The sequence below is a fragment of the Bradyrhizobium sp. USDA 4473 genome (assembly GCF_054063335.1).
This window is the reverse complement of the sequence record NZ_JBSSGE010000001.1, coordinates 6072631-6087651: the sequence shown is the minus strand read 5'-3', so window position 1 is coordinate 6087651 and position 15021 is coordinate 6072631. Positions and strand designations below refer to the sequence as shown.

12 protein-coding genes are annotated in these 15021 nt (G+C 65.4%); 5 read left to right on the top strand and 7 right to left on the bottom strand.

Features of this window, described 5'->3' with window-relative positions; translation table 11 throughout:
* Positions 1-41: 41 nt before the first annotated feature.
* The 3 genes from ACVW17_RS28825 to ACVW17_RS28815 form a co-directional block, all read right to left on the bottom strand.
* On the bottom strand, positions 42-1493 hold the full coding sequence (locus ACVW17_RS28825; protein WP_456755013.1) for a DEAD/DEAH box helicase: 1452 nt from the start codon (positions 1491-1493) through the stop codon (positions 42-44).
* A 424-nt stretch (positions 1494-1917) separates the two neighbouring features.
* Entirely contained in the window at positions 1918-2574 is a 657-nt protein-coding gene (locus ACVW17_RS28820) for a helix-turn-helix transcriptional regulator (RefSeq protein ID WP_456798156.1), read from the bottom strand.
* 188 nt (positions 2575-2762) lie between these two features.
* Positions 2763-3716, bottom strand: a complete 954-nt coding sequence (locus tag ACVW17_RS28815; protein WP_456755011.1) for a helix-turn-helix transcriptional regulator — start codon at positions 3714-3716, stop codon at positions 2763-2765.
* Between the two features lie 230 nt (positions 3717-3946).
* Here ACVW17_RS28815 and ACVW17_RS28810 point away from each other — a divergent pair, with 230 nt between their 5' ends.
* A complete protein-coding gene (locus tag ACVW17_RS28810; RefSeq protein ID WP_456755010.1) occupies positions 3947-5449 on the top strand; it encodes a caspase family protein in 1503 nt (500 codons plus the stop codon).
* 72 nt (positions 5450-5521) lie between these two features.
* The gene (locus tag ACVW17_RS28805; RefSeq protein ID WP_456755009.1) at positions 5522-6766 is read left to right on the top strand and encodes an FAD-dependent oxidoreductase; all 1245 of its coding nucleotides are present in this window, start codon (positions 5522-5524) and stop codon (positions 6764-6766) included.
* A gap of 71 nt (positions 6767-6837) precedes the next feature.
* Here ACVW17_RS28805 and ACVW17_RS28800 read toward each other — a convergent pair whose 3' ends face one another.
* The 4 genes from ACVW17_RS28800 to ACVW17_RS28785 all read right to left on the bottom strand — a co-directional run bounded on the left by ACVW17_RS28800 (position 6838) and on the right by ACVW17_RS28785 (position 11344).
* Positions 6838-7608: a glucose 1-dehydrogenase gene (locus ACVW17_RS28800; protein WP_456755008.1), complete on the bottom strand. Its 771-nt coding sequence runs from the start codon at positions 7606-7608 to the stop codon at positions 6838-6840.
* 188 nt (positions 7609-7796) lie between these two features.
* On the bottom strand, positions 7797-8588 hold the full coding sequence (locus ACVW17_RS28795; protein WP_456755007.1) for an outer membrane protein: 792 nt from the start codon (positions 8586-8588) through the stop codon (positions 7797-7799).
* Positions 8589-8813: 225 nt separating this feature from the next.
* A complete protein-coding gene (parE, locus tag ACVW17_RS28790; protein ID WP_456755006.1) occupies positions 8814-10874 on the bottom strand; it encodes a DNA topoisomerase IV subunit B in 2061 nt (686 codons plus the stop codon).
* 101 nt (positions 10875-10975) lie between these two features.
* On the bottom strand, positions 10976-11344 hold the full coding sequence (locus ACVW17_RS28785) for a hypothetical protein (protein WP_456755005.1): 369 nt from the start codon (positions 11342-11344) through the stop codon (positions 10976-10978).
* A 207-nt stretch (positions 11345-11551) separates the two neighbouring features.
* On the opposite strand from ACVW17_RS28785, the gene ACVW17_RS28780 reads away from it, so the two are divergent.
* The 3 genes from ACVW17_RS28780 to ACVW17_RS28770 all read left to right on the top strand — a co-directional run bounded on the left by ACVW17_RS28780 (position 11552) and on the right by ACVW17_RS28770 (position 14881).
* Positions 11552-12082 carry a DedA family protein gene (locus ACVW17_RS28780; RefSeq protein ID WP_456755004.1) on the top strand — a complete coding sequence of 177 codons (531 nt, stop codon included), beginning with the start codon at positions 11552-11554 and terminating at the stop codon, positions 12080-12082.
* Between the two features lie 139 nt (positions 12083-12221).
* Positions 12222-13616, top strand: coding sequence for a DUF3857 domain-containing transglutaminase family protein (locus tag ACVW17_RS28775; RefSeq protein ID WP_456798155.1), 1395 nt, complete (start codon positions 12222-12224; stop codon positions 13614-13616).
* Entirely contained in the window at positions 13613-14881 is a 1269-nt protein-coding gene (locus tag ACVW17_RS28770; protein WP_456798154.1) for a tetratricopeptide repeat protein, read from the top strand. Before ACVW17_RS28775 ends, ACVW17_RS28770 begins: the two co-directional genes overlap by 4 nt.
* The last annotated feature ends 140 nt before the right edge of the window (positions 14882-15021 follow it).

The following is a 15021-nucleotide window of genomic DNA, read 5'->3' as shown; positions in this document are numbered from 1 at the left end:
TGCCCTGATACCGCCGCTGGTGCGGCGGTATCAGACAAGCCTTATGCGCGTGCGCGCACAGGTCGCAGCAGGAAAGCGGGCAGGTGCGAATGATCGGCGGGCTCGTGGTCCACCTCGCGCTGCGGCCGCCGCGGCTCGGCACGCCCGATCGACGGCACATGCGACGGAGCGGACTGCGGAGCCGAGTTGCGGCCGTGGCGCGGCTCGCGCTCCGGCTTGGCTGCGCGCTCCTGGCGGGGCTCCTGGTCGTGACGCGGCTCGCGCTCACGGCGCGGCTTTCGGCCGCCGCGTCCGCCATCGCGCGAACCGTCGCGGCCGCGCGAGCGGCGCGGCGCGGCATCCTCGTCGGAGCCGTCGCTGTGAACGGTGTAATCGCCTTCGGTGCGCGGAATCTGCTGGCCGATCAGCTTCTCGATCGCAGCCATCGACTTGCTGTCGAGCGGGGTGACGATGGAGATCGCGGTGCCGGTCCGTCCGGCGCGGCCGGTGCGGCCGATGCGATGGACGTAATCGTCGGGGTGATGCGGCACATCGAAATTGAAGACGTGGCTGACGGCGGGGATATCGAGGCCGCGGGCGGCGACGTCGGAGGCCACCAGCAGAGGCAGCTCGCCCTTGCGGAATTGATCGAGCGCGGCCATGCGCGCGCTCTGGTCCATGTCGCCGTGCAGGGCGCCGACGCTGAAGCCGTGCTTCTGCAGCGATTTGTGAAGGACGGCGACTTCGCGCTTGCGATTGCAGAAGATGATCGCGTTGTTGAGGTCCTTGGCGTCGCGCAGCAGGCGGCGCAGGATCTCGCGTTTCTCGTGCGGCTCACGGCCTGCCGGCACCTGGGACTGGGTCACGGTCACCGCGGTCGTCGCGGGCTTGGAGACTTCGATGCGGGCCGGGTTGTGCAGGAAGGTCTCGGTGATGCGGCTGATTTCCGGCGGCATCGTCGCGGTGAAGAACAGGGTCTGCCGCGTGAACGGGACGAGCTTGCAGATGCGCTCGATGTCGGGGATGAAGCCCATGTCGAGCATGCGGTCGGCTTCGTCGATCACCAGCAACTCGACGCCGGTGAGCAGCAGTCCGCCGCGTTCGGTGTGGTCGAGCAGGCGACCGGGCGTTGCGATCAGCACGTCGACGCCGCGCATCAGCTTGGAGTCCTGGTCGCCGAACGAGACGCCGCCGATCAAGAGCGCGACGTTGAGCTTCTGCCCGGCGCCGTATTTGTCGAAATTCTCCTTCACCTGCGCGGCGAGTTCGCGGGTCGGCTCGAGAATCAGGGTGCGCGGCATCCGTGCCCGGGCGCGGCCCTTCTCGAGGATGGTGAGCATCGGGAGAACGAAGGCAGCGGTCTTGCCGGTGCCGGTCTGGGCAATGCCGAGCACGTCGCGTCGGGCGAGGACGTGCGGGATTGCCTGTTCCTGGATGGGAGTGGGATTGGTGTAACCGGTGGCCGCAACAGCGGCGAGGACCTTATCGGACAGGCCTAGATTGGAAAAAGACATTGAGCCTCTGGTCGACACCGCCGTTCGGAATCGAAGGTAAAAGGCTGTCGCGTTCGGCCCCGAAACGGCTCGCTTTTCTATAAAGCTCGGGGGCTCTGACTAACGCTGACGGACGGCAAACCTGACGAATCGCGTTTCGATCCGAGGGCCGCGTTGCCTCGCAACATAGGGGCGAAACCGGTAAAGTCAATCTTGGAACCGGCCGGAAAGCCCAAAAAGCTTAACGTTTTCGCCAAAATAACCGTCATTTCCGTCATTTGGCGGTCAAATGAATCGACCGCTTCGGATCCGATGACGAGGCGCTGCGGGGCCCGCGCCGGCCTTGCGGGGGAGGCGCGTTGCCAAATATCGGAAAACAACCCCATGCAAAGGAGCCGGCGGCGGTCGCGGCGTTCGGCCAAGGCCTAGCGGGCCGCCGTCGCGGCTAGTGCTCCGCAGCGCGGTATTCGCCGGGCGACAGGCCTTCGGATGCGCTGAATATCCGGTAGAACGTCGCCAGGCTGCCGAACCCGCAGGAGAGGGCGACGTCGGCGATCGGCCGCGGCGGCTTTTCGCGCAGCAGCCTGCGGCTCTCGCTCAGGCGCTGGGCGGTGACAGTCTGCGAGAAGCTCGCGCCCGTCACCTCGAACAACACGTGCAGGTAGCGGACCGAGACGCCGAGCAGGTCGGCGACCATCCCTGGCGACAGCGACGGCTTGGCGAGATGGCGCGTGATCAGGCGGCGCGCGAGGCTGAGCCGGCCGACGCGCAGCGCCTGCTGGGCGCGGCGGCTGCCCGGCCTGATCGCGCCGCGTTCGATCAGCGCGAGGTCGGCCACGATCTTGACCAGCGCAGGAATGCGCGCGTTATCACCGGCCTCCGTGGCCTCCTTGAAGTCGGCAAGACAGGCTTCGAGCAGCGGCGCCCAGCCGCGATTGCTGATCGCCGAAGCACCGTGGCTGATGGTCTCGACGGCCGGAGTTTGATCCGCGCGCAACGCCACCACGGTCGGTGCGACCAAGTGCGTTGGGCCGCTCGATAAGGCCTCCCGGCTCTGATCCTCGTACTTACCGCGCATCGTGCATGACCCTTCGCTCTGCATGAGAGCGCGCGTCGCCGGTAACGGATTGGCTGTGGCTGGTCCGGGCGAAGCGCCAGCCCGGTTCTGGCGAAGTCGACGGAAATTATCTTCTCAATGCGCGCAGCCTGATCACTTCGCGTCAAGGAGCGGCAGATCTGAATTCAAGGAGATACAGGGGGCACGGAGCACCGGCCGGTCCGGATCGGCACTCAGGCCGGTCGCGCCCGGTAATCGCCCGGCGTCATCGATTCGGATGCGTTGAACAGGCGATAGAACGTCGCAAGGCTCTCGAAGCCACAGGCAAAGGCGACCTCGGCGATCGTCTGCCTCGGCTGTTCGCGGAGCAGGCGGCGGCTTTGCGCCAGCCGGAGCGCGGTGACGGTCTCCGAGAAGCTGTTCTCCGTCTCCTCGAACAGGATGTGCAGGTGACGGACCGAAATGCCGAGCAGGCCGGCAATCAGGCTTGGCGTCAGTGCCGCGCTCGAGAGATGCCGACGGATCAGGCGGCGGGCCAGCGACAGATGGGCGGTGCGCAGCGCCTGCTGGGCGAGCCGGCTCTTCGGCCGCATTTGACCGCGTTCGATCAGCGCGAGATGGGCGAGGGCCTGAAGCATCGGGTCCGCGGCCGCAGCCGCCGCGTCGTTGCTTTCGACGAGGTCGCGGAAGCAGGATTCCAGCAGCGTCCGCAGCGCGCTCGCATCCTGCACGGGCCTGGGGACGAGCTCGCCGAGCTCGGCACCCGGCGGCACGATGTTCGCCACCGGAATCTTGATGATGCGCAGATGAAAGCCGGCATCGTGCAGCGGCACGGTGCGGTAGGGCAGGTCCGAATAGCTGGTCGCGAACATGCCGTCGCGCACCGCGAACTCATCGAGCCGCGCGCCGCCGAACCAGCCGCCACCGCCGAGCTGCTGGTAGATGCACAGGCTGTCGCTCGCCGCATCGGCGATATCGCCGGCGCGCCGCTCGACGCGGTATGGCGAAGCGCGCAACTCGACCAGTCCGGCATCGCCGAGCTTGCGCAGCGAGAACTCGCCGAAGAAGTCATGGCGCCGGTCGGGCTCGAGCTCGGCGGTGACGCCGAACAAGCCCTTGGCGCGGACCTCGCGCCAATAGTCGAAGCGATCCCGGGGATCGACTTGATCGGTGGACCATGTGTGCACGGAAAAGCCCTTGGGACCTGTGGAGAGCTCGCGCCGGAGTGGATACCTGAATCTATCACGCCGGCCGTAAAAAGAAACTTGACCTGAGGCGGACGGACCGCGCCATGGTGGCCTGGCGGGGGCCGGGACGATGGTCCGGTATGGCCGGCCTTGAACCGGCCAAAGGGCTGATCCGACTATTAAGCGGCGGTCGCACGAGCGGCACACTTGTTGTGCAGGCGGGAAATGGAATGAAGAGCTGGCTTTCGGTACTTTCGGCGACCCTGTTGGCGGTCGCTCTTGTCGCATCGGCCGCGCCCGCCCAGGCCGAGAAGCGCGTCGCACTGGTGATCGGCAACAACGACTACCGGAATGTGCCCAAGCTTCAGAAGGCGGTGAACGACGCCCGCACCATGGGCGATACGCTGAAGCAGCTCGGCTTCAACGTCATGGTGGCCGAGAATCTGAACCGGCAGGCGTTCTCCGAGGCGCTGCTCGCCTTCGACCGCGCCGTGGAGCCCGGCGACACTGCGTTCTTCTTCTATGCCGGCCACGGCTTCGAGATCGCCGGCCAGAATTTCCTGCTGCCGACCGACGTGCCTGCGGCGACCGAAGGGCAGGAGGAGCTGGTGCGCGACGCTTCCGTTCTTGCCGACCGCATCATCGAGCGGTTGCAGAACAAGAAGGCGCGGACCTCGATCCTGGTGTTCGACGCCTGCCGCAACAATCCGTTCGAGCGGGCCGGCACGCGCGCCGTTGCCGGCGGCGGCGGCCTCGCGCCGATGACGCAGCTGCCCGAAGGCGTGTTCTCGGTGTTCTCGGCGGGGCCGCGCCAGACCGCGCTCGACCGTCTCTCGAACGACGATGCCAATCCCAATTCGGTGTTCACGCGAACCTTTGCCAAGGAGTTGCTGCAGCCTGGTGAGAACCTGGTGCAGGTCGCGCAGCGCACGCGGCGCCTGGTCAGCGAGATGGCCGAGACCGTCAAGCACAAGCAGATCCCGGTTTATTTCGACCAGATGGTCGACGACGTCTTCCTGAACGGGATCGCCAAGGCGGAGGCGCAGCCGGGGGCGGTCAAGTCATCCGGGCTGCCGCAGCAGGTGGCCGCGCTGCCGCCGGTCTCGGTGCCGAAGCTGCCGAAGGAGGACTCGGTCAACGCGCCGATCGCGAGCTTCTCGCGGCACAATGGCGGCTGGACCGTGGTGTTCTCGATCGCCGATCCGACACTCGGGATTTCCTGGCGGATCGGCGACAGCGGCGACTTCCGCGAAACCGGCTTCATGGACACGCTCGATCCGCGGACGCGCAAACGGATGCCCAATCCGTCGATCGAGCTGCCGGCCGATGCGCCGGCGGCCACGATCGAGCTTCGCTATATCGATAGCCAGGGCGAGATGCAGGGGCCGTTCCCGATCAAGTTCGATCCCGATGCCGCGCTGATCCGCGACCAGCGCAAGATCCTCGACATGACCGCGACGAGTTGGCTGTCGTTCCGCGAGTTCAACGGGCTCTTGGTCTACTACACCCATCTGATGTCGTACCGCTGCGCGATCCGCGAGGTGCGGATCGGCATCGACAGCGCGGTGCCGGACAAGGTGCTGAAGATGCCCCCCTGCAACCAGCGCGACCCCAGCGCAATCCCGTCCGACGCGCAGCCCTATCTGAAGCTCGCCCCTCAGACCAAATCGGTTTCGGTCGAGCTGACCTATCGCGACGGCAGCGTGTCGGAAATCAAGACGTTCCGGCGATAGCTTTGCATCCTTGTCGTCCGATCCGCGTTACAGTCGGAGCCCGATGGGCGAGGCAGCGGCAAGGATGGCAACATGGATGCAGGAAGTCCGGCAGGGCCGACTACGCGACAGATGAAGGTCCGCTGCTGCGTGGTTGGCGGTGGGCCGGCCGGCATGATGCTCGGCTACCTGCTCGGGCGCGCGGGCGTCGATGTCGTGGTGCTGGAGAAGCACGCCGACTTCTTCCGCGATTTCCGCGGCGACACCGTGCATCCCTCGACCTTGCAGGTGATGGACGAACTCGGTCTGATCGGCGGCTTCCTGAAGCTGCCGCACCAGGACATCCAGAAGCTCGATGGCATGTTCGGCGGCACCTCGGTGCGGATCGCCGATCTCAGCCGCCTCCGGGTCAAATATCCTTATATCGCGATGATGCCGCAGTGGGACTTCCTCAATTTCCTGCGCGAGAGCGGCACGCGTTTCCCCGCGCTGAAGGTGCTGATGAATGCCGAGGCGACCGATTTGATCCGGCGCGGCGACGCGGTTGCCGGCGTGCGCGCGACCACGCCCGACGGCCCGATCGATATCGAAGCGGATCTCACCATCGGCTGCGATGGCCGCCATTCCATCGTGCGCGAGCGCGCAGACCTCGAGGTCGAGGAGATCGGCGCGCCGATGGACGTGCTGTGGTTTCGCGTCGGGCGACGTCCGGACGAGACCGAGAACCTGTTCGCCCGCATCGACCACGGCAAGATGATGGTGACCTTCGACCGCGGCGACTATTGGCAATGCGCCTATGTGATCGCCAAGGGGCAATACGAGGCCGTGAAAGCGAGGGGACTGCCGGCGCTGCTCGACGACGTGCTGCGGCTGGCGCCGATCCTCAAGCCCGGCATCGGCGACGTGAAGAGCTTTGACGACGTCAAGCTGCTCACGGTCGCGATCAATCGCCTGACACGCTGGACCCGGCCGGGTCTGCTCTGCATCGGCGATGCCGCCCACGCGATGTCGCCGATCGGCGGCGTCGGGGTCAACCTCGCGGTGCAGGACGCGGTCGCCACCGCCAATATCCTGGCGGCGAAGCTCGTTCGCGGCGTGCCGTCCGAGGACGAGCTCGATGCGGTGCGGCGCCGCCGCGAATTCCCGGTGCGCGTGACGCAGCGCATGCAGGTGATCGCGCAGAACAACATCATCAGCGCGGCGCTGAAGGGGGGCGACCAGCCGGTGCCGTTCGCGCTGCGGTTGATCACCGCGATGCCCTGGCTGCAGGGGCTGACGGCCCGTCTGGTCGCGGTCGGGGTGCGGCCGGAGCATGTCCATTCGCCTGCCGTGGGCTGATGCGCGCCGCGTGGCGAAACCCGATCAAAACGCGATGCATGATCCCCGGCCCGTGCCGGGGCTGCTGCGCGTCAGGCCATCACCGAATAGCCGCCGTCGACCGGAATCGCGGTGCCGGTGACGAAGTCCGATGCCGGCGACGCCAGGAATACGGCGATCCCGGCGAAGTCGTCGATGACACCCCAGCGCGCCGCCGGCGTGCGTGCCAGCACGCGATCGTGCAGCCCGGCGACCTGCTGGCGCGCGCCCCTGGTCAGGTCGGTGTCGATCCAGCCCGGCAGGATGGCGTTGACCTGGATGTTGTCGGGCGCCCAGGCGTTGGCGCAGGCGCGGGTGTATTGGACGATGCCGCCTTTGCTCGCGGCATAGGCCGCCGCGAAGCTGGCGCCGAAGATCGACATCATCGAGCCGATATTGATGATCTTGCCGTGGCCGGACGCCTTGAGCGCCGGATAGGCCGCCTTCGAGCACAGGAAGGCGCTGGTGAGGTTGGTGTCGATCACCTTGCTCCACTCGTCGAGCTCGAGCTCGTGCGGCGGCTTGCGGATGCTCATGCCGGCATTGTTGACCAGGATGTCGATCCGGCCGAACTCGCCTGTGACCCGCTCGACCATGGCCGCGACCGCGGCCTTGTCGGTGACGTCGGTCGCCACCGCGATCGCCTTGACGCCGCGCTTGCCGAGATCCTCCACGGCGGCCTTTGATTTCGCCTCGTTGCGGCCGACCACGGCGACCGCTGCGCCGGCATCAGCCAGGCCGCGCGCCATGCCGAGCCCGATGCCGCCATTGCCGCCGGTGACGATCGCGACCCGGCCCGAGAGATCAAACTGTCCGTTTTTCATTGTTGTTGTCCGCTCCGGTTTGAATCTGGTCGCGAGAGTGCCCGATCATCGCAGCACTGATCAGATCGGACACGGCCGGTCGGCCCTGCGTCGGCTGGTGTGCGGACTGGGCGTCTCCCGGAGCGATTCGGGCAACAAAAAAAGCCCCGGACAATGCCGGGGCTTTTGGTCTGCTATTTCAGAAGAGCTCAGTACTTGGCAACAACCGGACCGGTCCAGTTGAAGCGGTAGACCAGCGAGGTGCTGATGGTCTGGACGAACGGCTTGAAGGTGATGTCGGTACCGGTCAACGCGTTGGTGCCGTCAACCAGCTCCGAGATGTTCTTCTTGTCGTAGTAAGCGGCGCGATATTCGGTCTTCATGAACCAGCCCGGCGCGGTGATGCCGAAGATGTTCAGGTTGTTCTCGACGCCGCCGCCGACGAACCAGCCGCTGCGATCGAAGCCGTTGGTGTGGAAGCCACCGGGGAGAGCCGTCGCGGTGTTGAACAGCGTGGTGCCCTTCCAGTGCGAGCTGGAGTAACCGGCGTTGACGTAGGACAGAACGTTCGGAGCGACCAGGTAGCCCAAGCGCGCACCAGCGGCCCAGCTGTAGTCGTTCTTGATGTTGCCGGCGAGGAACGCCGTCTGATCCTGGATCGTGCCCTTCAGGCTGCCGAACTGACCGTCGGCGAACACGCCGATCACCCAGCTGTTGGCAGTCTGCCAGTCATAACCAGCACCGACCGTGCCAAACCAGCCGTCGCCGCCCTGGCGCTGGTTGAAGCCGAGGATCGGCGCACCCGTCGCGGTCGACTGGGTGCCGGTGTCAGCGTCCCAGACGCCGCCGCCGCCGCCGCCGAAGATGTAGAAGCCGGTCCAGCTCGGCGCCACCGCGATCGGGGCGGGAGCCTTGGTGTAGGGGCGGGCGGCCAGATCGGCAGCCGACGCGGAACCCGTCATCGCAGCAACCGCGGTCAGAGCGAGCAAAATCTTCTTCATATCCAAATCCTCGACTAGCGTTCGATCAGGTCGCTGACGGGGGTGCGTTGGCACCGATTCCCGAAACTCATGGTGGGGACTATACGTGGTTCCTCCGGAAATGCTGTTGCGGGTGAGACACAACCGTCCGAAAACGAAACCATTGGAGCTCTCCGACAGGGCGAACGACAACGGCCGCCCCGATCAGGAGGCGGTCGGAAAATCGTTTCAAATCAGTTGGTTGGGCTAGACGTCGAGCAGGTCGTCGCTGGCGAATTCGGCCTTGTCGGAGATGAAGGCAAAGCGGGCTTCCGCCTTGGTGCCCATCAGCCGCTCCACCGAGTCGGCGGTGCCCTCGCGATCGTCGGCGAGCAGCACCACGCGCAGCAGGGTGCGCTTGGCCGGATCCATCGTGGTTTCCTTGAGCTGCGCCGGCATCATTTCGCCGAGGCCTTTGAAGCGATTGACCTCGACCTTGGCGTTGGCGTTGAACTCGCTCTTGAGCAGCTCTTCCTTGTGCGCGTCGTCGCGGGCGTAGACCGATTTGGTGCCGTGCTTCAGCTTGTAGAGCGGCGGCACCGCCAGATAGAGATGGCCCTCGTCGATCAGCCGCGGCATCTGCCGGTAGAAGAAGGTGATCAGCAGTGAGGCGATGTGCGCGCCGTCGACGTCGGCGTCGGTCATGATGATGATGCGCTGATAGCGCAGATCCTCTTCGCGATAATGCGCGAGCGTGCCGCAGCCGATCGCCTGCACGAGATCGGAGAGCTGCGCGTTGGCGGTCAGCTTGTCCTTGCCGGCAGACGCGACGTTGAGGATCTTGCCGCGCAGCGGCAGCACGGCCTGCGTCTTGCGATCGCGCGCCTGCTTGGCGCTGCCGCCGGCCGAGTCACCTTCGACGATGAAGAGTTCGGAGCCTTCGGTGCCGGCGTCGGAGCAATCCGCGAGCTTGCCGGGCAGGCGCAGCTTCTTGCCGGCGGTCTTGCGCGCGGTTTCCTTTTCCTGGCGGCGGCGCAGCCGCTCTTCGGCGCGATCGATCACGAAATCGAGCAGCCGGTTGGCCTGGTTCGGATTGCCCGACAGCCAGTGATCGAACGGATCCTTCATCGCCTGTTCGACGATGCGCTGGGCTTCGGCGGTGGCGAGACGATCTTTCGTCTGGCCCTGGAATTCAGGCTCGCGCACGAACACCGAGAGCATCACGGCGGCGCCGACCATCACGTCTTCCGAAGTGATGGAGGCTGCGCGCTTGCCCTGGCCGGCGCGCTCGGCGTGATCCTTCAAGCCGCGCAGCAGCGCGCTGCGCAAGCCGGATTCATGCGTGCCGCCGTCGGGCGTCGGCACCGTGTTGGTGTAGGACGACAGGAAGCCGTCGGCATCGGCGGTCCAGGCAACCGCCCATTCGCAGGCGCCGTGCGCGCCGCTGCGGCCGGACTTGCCGGAGAAGATGTCCTGATGCACCAGCGTGTCGGCGTGGATCGCCGCGGCAAGATAGTCCTTCAGGCCGCCGGGGAAGTGAAACTTGGCTTCCGCCGGAACGTCTTCGACGCCCTTCAGCAGCTCCGCATCGCAGTGCCAGCGAATCTCCACGCCGCCGAACAGATAGGCCTTCGAGCGCGTCATCTTGAACAGGCGTTGCGGTTTGAACGCCGCCTTGGCGCCGAAAATGTCGGTGTCCGGCTTGAAGCGGATCCGGGTGCCGCGGCGGTTGTTGACCTTGCCGAGGTCTTCGAGCTTGCCCTTGGGATGGCCGCGCTCGAACGTCATGCGGTGCAACTGCCCGCTGCGTGCAACCTCGACCTCGAGCCGCGAGGACAGGGCGTTGACCACGGAGACGCCGACGCCGTGCAGGCCGCCCGAAGTCTCGTAGACATCGGAATTGAACTTGCCGCCCGAGTGCAGCGTGCACATGATGACTTCGAGCGCCGACTTCTTCGGGAATTTCGGATGCGGGTCGACCGGAATGCCGCGGCCATTGTCGGTCACCGACAGGAAGCCGTCGGCCGTCAGTTCGACTTCGATGAAGGTGGCGTGGCCTGCCAGCGCCTCGTCCATGGAGTTGTCGATCACCTCGGCGAACAGGTGATGCAGTGCCTTCTCGTCGGTGCCGCCGATATACATGCCGGGGCGTTTGCGAACCGGTTCCAGGCCCTCCAGCACCTCGATGCTGGCCGCCGTATAGGCGGATTCGGCATCCTTCGCGGGCTTGGCGGCAGGCTTCGCCGGTGCGCGTCCCTTCGGTTCCGGGGCTCCGAACAGATCTTCATCGGATTTGCTTTTGGCGTTTGACTTCAATGCTTTGGCCATGGCTCTTCAAGTAAGCGCGCCGGTCCCGGCGCAGCGAATCGGTTGCTCTGACTATGCCACGGATGGGCTGCCAAATGGGCGCGGTAGATAGGAAGCTGCGATTACGCCCGCGAGGTACGAAATACAACGACCGTGAACAGGGCCATGGCGGCGACCACCATCAGGGAGCCTGCGATCGGGGCGGCCTCGAACGAGGGCCCCTTTAGCAGCACGGCGGCGACGCCGGCCGGAAACAGGATGCCACCGGCGATATGCAGCCAGCCTTGGATCCTGGCGAGCAGCATGCTGCCCGCGGCCGGCACCAGCCGGTAGTACAGGCCGAACAGGAACAGCAGCACGCCGCCGACGAGATTGAGATGCGCGTGCGCCGGCCCCAACGTGAAGTCGTGCTGGATACCCATCGCGATGCCCGCGAGCATTCCGAACAGCAGGACGAGCACGCCCACGCACATCATCAGTGACCCGATCATCCAGTGATTCCTTTTTTCTTGTGAGGGAAATGCTTCTTGTGAGGGAAATGCCGGCCAGCCCGAACCGCAGGTGGCTTGCGGGAAATCACGATTGATCCCCGCCTTTGTGACTTGATGTCACGCAATGGGCCGGCTTACCTGTTCTTAGGCTGCGGGCTGGTAGAAAGGTTCATTCGGGGTTCAACGGAGCAGAAGGCACTCGACGAGATGGAAGACTTAGCGCGGGCCTTGGCCGAATTCGTGCGCCACCACCAGGCCTGGGCCGCTCCGATCGTCATGTTGCTGGCGTTCGCTGAATCGCTCGCCTTCATCTCATTGCTGGTGCCCGCCTGGGGCGCGCTGGTTGCGATCGGCGCGCTGATCGGCGTCAGCGGGATCAACTTCTGGCCGATCTGGATCGCCGGCGGCATTGGAGCAGCGCTCGGCGACTGGGTCTCCTACTGGTTCGGCTATCGCTACAAGGAACACGTCGCGCAGATGTGGCCGCTGTCGCGCTACCCCGAGATCCTGCCGCGCGGCGAGGCCTTCGTGAAGACCTGGGGCGTGCCCAGCATCTTCATCGGCCGCTTCTTCGGCCCGCTACGCGCGTCGGTGCCGCTTGCAGCGGGCATTTTCGAGATGTCGTACTGGCAATTCCAGGTCGCCAATTTCGTCTCCGCACTGGTCTGGTCCGCGGCGCTGCTGCTGTTCGGCGATGTCATCGCCCATGCTGTGGAGTGGATGTGGCGAGTCGTGTAGGCTGGCCAGCCCGCCAGATCATGCGGCGTCCACACGCGATGGGCGAAACTTAAAAGTTTTCTATCCGGGCGAGGGGACGGTAATGTCTCGGTGCTAGCTCAACAGCCGACGTTTTGGTCGTCGTCGGGCTTGCATCACCATGATCGCGCGCATCTGTCTCGTTTTCGCCCTGCTGCTGCCGCGTGTCGTTGCAGCGGAACCAGCAGACACGGTCGCCGCGGCCGCAAAGCCGCACCAGGTCTGGGTCGATCCAGGCTGGCGGCGCACGGTCGTCCGTTACGCAATCACCTTCGACGAGCAGGGCCTGAGCACGACCGTTTTCGATTTTGAGGCTGTGGCACTCAATGAGAAGGGGGCAGAGGTGCTCGCCCGCCGGATCTTTGGCTACAACAGCTACTTCTATGATCTGGCGTCCAGCGAGCTGGCGACGTTGAAGGCCGACGGCCGCGTGATCGCGGTCGACGAGCGCGCTGTGCGCGACCAGCCTGCCTCGACCGACTCGTCCTCTCCCTATTTCGATGAGCAGCGGCAACGGATGGTCGCTTATCCCGATGTCGCTCCCGGCGACAAGATCAAGGGCCGGCTGATCTACAAGGCGAAACGCGCCGAGTTTCCCGGGGAATATGCCGGCTTCTGGAGCCAGCCCGTGGACCAGCCGCCCGAGGTGATCGAGCTGTCGCTCGACGCGCCTGCCTCGAAGCCATTGCATATCGCGGTCCGTGGCGTCGAGCATCGCGAGGAACGATCGGGCGACCGGATCGTGCATCATGTCCGCTTCAGGCAGGAGACGCCGACGTTGCGCCAGATCGACGCGGGATCGTTCGACGATGCCAAGCGCTTCGAGGCCAGCACCTTCGCGGACTATGCGGCCTTTGCGGCGACGTTGAACGCGCGCAACGCGCCGATGGCGCTGCCGGATGAGGCTTTGCGGAAGCTGTCGGCGGAGATTGTCGGCGACGCCGGCGACGTGCGCGCCAAGGTCGAGCGGATCGACAACTGGGTCGCGCGCAACATCCGCTATGTCGGGATCGGACTCGAGGATGGCGGCCTGACGTCGCAACCCGCATCCGCCGTGTTTGCGGCGCGCTACGGCGATTGCAAGGCGCACGCGACGGTCCTCAAGGCATTGCTCGCGGCACAGGGGATCGAGGCCAATTTCGTCGTGGTGAACGCCGGCGTGCAATACACGCTGACGGAGGTCGCTACGCAGAATTTCGACCACGCGATCGTCTACGTTCCGGCGCTGGACCAGTATCTCGATCCGACGGCATCGCTTGTCGCTTTCGATTCCCTGCCGGCGAGTCTTGGCGGCAAGCCCGCGCTCAACATCGACAAGGGGACGCTCGCCCGCATTCCGGTCGCGGGGCCGCAGCGCTTCGTGCTTGCAGCGGATACCGACTACACGCTGCTCGGCGATGGCACCCGCCGCGCGCGCTCGGTCCTGTCCGGGAGCGGACTTGGAGCGACCGTCGGACGTTCTGTCGCGCAAGGCCTGGAAAGGGTGGATCGGCAGACCAGCGCCAGACGGAAATGATCGAGCAGGCCGGGCTGAGCGGTAGCGGTGACTACGGCTTTCCGAATCCGAGAGAACTGTCGGACGGCTATGCTATCACCGCGACCTTCGAGATCAGCAAGCCCGTCGGCCTCAATTATCCAGAACGCATTCGAATGCTGCCGCTGACAGATCCACGGCCGTCGCTGCTGTTGCTCGCCACGGGTGGGGTGACCGACCGCGCCTTCCTCTGCCGCTCGCTGGAATATCGTGAGACCAGCTCGCTCACGGTGCCGGAGGGAACGCATTTCTTCGAAAAGCCGGCACCACTGACCTATAGCCAGAGCTTCAGCGGCAGCACCCTGTACGGCGCTACCACGGGCCGTGTCGAAGTCGACGCGACGGCGACGCTGGATGGCCAGACGATACGCTCCAGCGCCGTGCTGAAGCTGAGCGTCGACGCCGCGGTCTGTCCCGCCGAGTTCGCAACGGCCATCAAGGCTGGCTTCGACAAGTTCACGGAGTTCAAATTCCGACAGGTCGGATTGACGCCAAGGTCAGTGCCGTTGGTCAATGAGGTCAGCGCCGACTTCACCGAAGGGGTGAACGCGTATGACGCGCGGAACTACGCGCGCGCGATGGCGCTGCTTCGACCCTACGCCGAGAGCGGAAACGCCAAGGCCCAATCCTATGTCGGCTACATGTATGACAGCGGCTTCGGTATCGAGCGCGACTATGCCGAGGCGATCCGCTGGTTCTCAATGGCGGCGGAGCAGGGTGATTCCTACAGCCAGGGCAAGCTGGGCTATGCCTATGAGTACGGGCTCGGCACGGCGCGCGACGAGAAGGTCGCCGCTCAATGGTACGCAAAGGCAGCCGAGCGGGGCAGCGTGTTCGGTCAGTCCCGTCTGGCGCGCCTCTATCGGGACGGCGTCGGCCTTGCCCAGGACTATCAGCAGGCGGCCAACTGGTTTTCAAAGGCCGCTGACCAGGGCTCGACGTGGGCGCAGATGAATCTCGCGCTGCTCTATCTCAAGGGCCAGGGGCTGCCGATGGATCAGCTCAGGGGCATTGCGTTGCTCCGGATTGCTGCGGACCAGAACGACAGCGATGCCCAGTACAATCTGGGATACGCCTATGAGAGCGGCACCGGCGTGCCGAAGGACGCCCAGGAAGCCATCAAATGGTACGCCAGGGCGTCCGATCGCGGCAGCACGCTGGCCCGCGCCCGCCTTGACGGATTGCTGGCCGGCGGCGGCTTCTGGGAAAGCCTGTTCCGCCACATCGGCCTGCTCGGCAGGCTGTGAAGGCGACAGGAACGTGCCGGACCTCGGAATAAGGCCGCCACGGCAGGGTTAGCCGGAGGACGGATCGCGCAGCCGTCATCGCACGAGCAGGCAAAACACTGCTAGAACATCGCCCGTCATGCGCGCTCGCCGCCACCGTT

What these genes read in the sequence shown, in the direction of transcription:
- ACVW17_RS28800 (WP_456755008.1), bottom strand. Translation starts at nt 7,608, where the DNA reads ATGAAAAACGGACAGTTTGATCTCTCGGGCCGGGTCGCGATCGTCACC.
- ACVW17_RS28805 (WP_456755009.1), top strand. Translation starts at nt 5,522, where the DNA reads ATGGATGCAGGAAGTCCGGCAGGGCCGACTACGCGACAGATGAAGGTC.
- ACVW17_RS28820 (WP_456798156.1), bottom strand. Translation starts at nt 2,574, where the DNA reads ATGCAGAGCGAAGGGTCATGCACGATGCGCGGTAAGTACGAGGATCAG.
- ACVW17_RS28825 (WP_456755013.1), bottom strand. Translation starts at nt 1,493, where the DNA reads ATGTCTTTTTCCAATCTAGGCCTGTCCGATAAGGTCCTCGCCGCTGTT.
- ACVW17_RS28780 (WP_456755004.1), top strand. Translation starts at nt 11,552, where the DNA reads ATGGAAGACTTAGCGCGGGCCTTGGCCGAATTCGTGCGCCACCACCAG.
- ACVW17_RS28775 (WP_456798155.1), top strand. Translation starts at nt 12,222, where the DNA reads ATGATCGCGCGCATCTGTCTCGTTTTCGCCCTGCTGCTGCCGCGTGTC.
- ACVW17_RS28810 (WP_456755010.1), top strand. Translation starts at nt 3,947, where the DNA reads ATGAAGAGCTGGCTTTCGGTACTTTCGGCGACCCTGTTGGCGGTCGCT.
- ACVW17_RS28770 (WP_456798154.1), top strand. Translation starts at nt 13,613, where the DNA reads ATGATCGAGCAGGCCGGGCTGAGCGGTAGCGGTGACTACGGCTTTCCG.
- ACVW17_RS28795 (WP_456755007.1), bottom strand. Translation starts at nt 8,588, where the DNA reads ATGAAGAAGATTTTGCTCGCTCTGACCGCGGTTGCTGCGATGACGGGT.
- ACVW17_RS28785 (WP_456755005.1), bottom strand. Translation starts at nt 11,344, where the DNA reads ATGATCGGGTCACTGATGATGTGCGTGGGCGTGCTCGTCCTGCTGTTC.
- parE (WP_456755006.1), bottom strand. Translation starts at nt 10,874, where the DNA reads ATGGCCAAAGCATTGAAGTCAAACGCCAAAAGCAAATCCGATGAAGAT.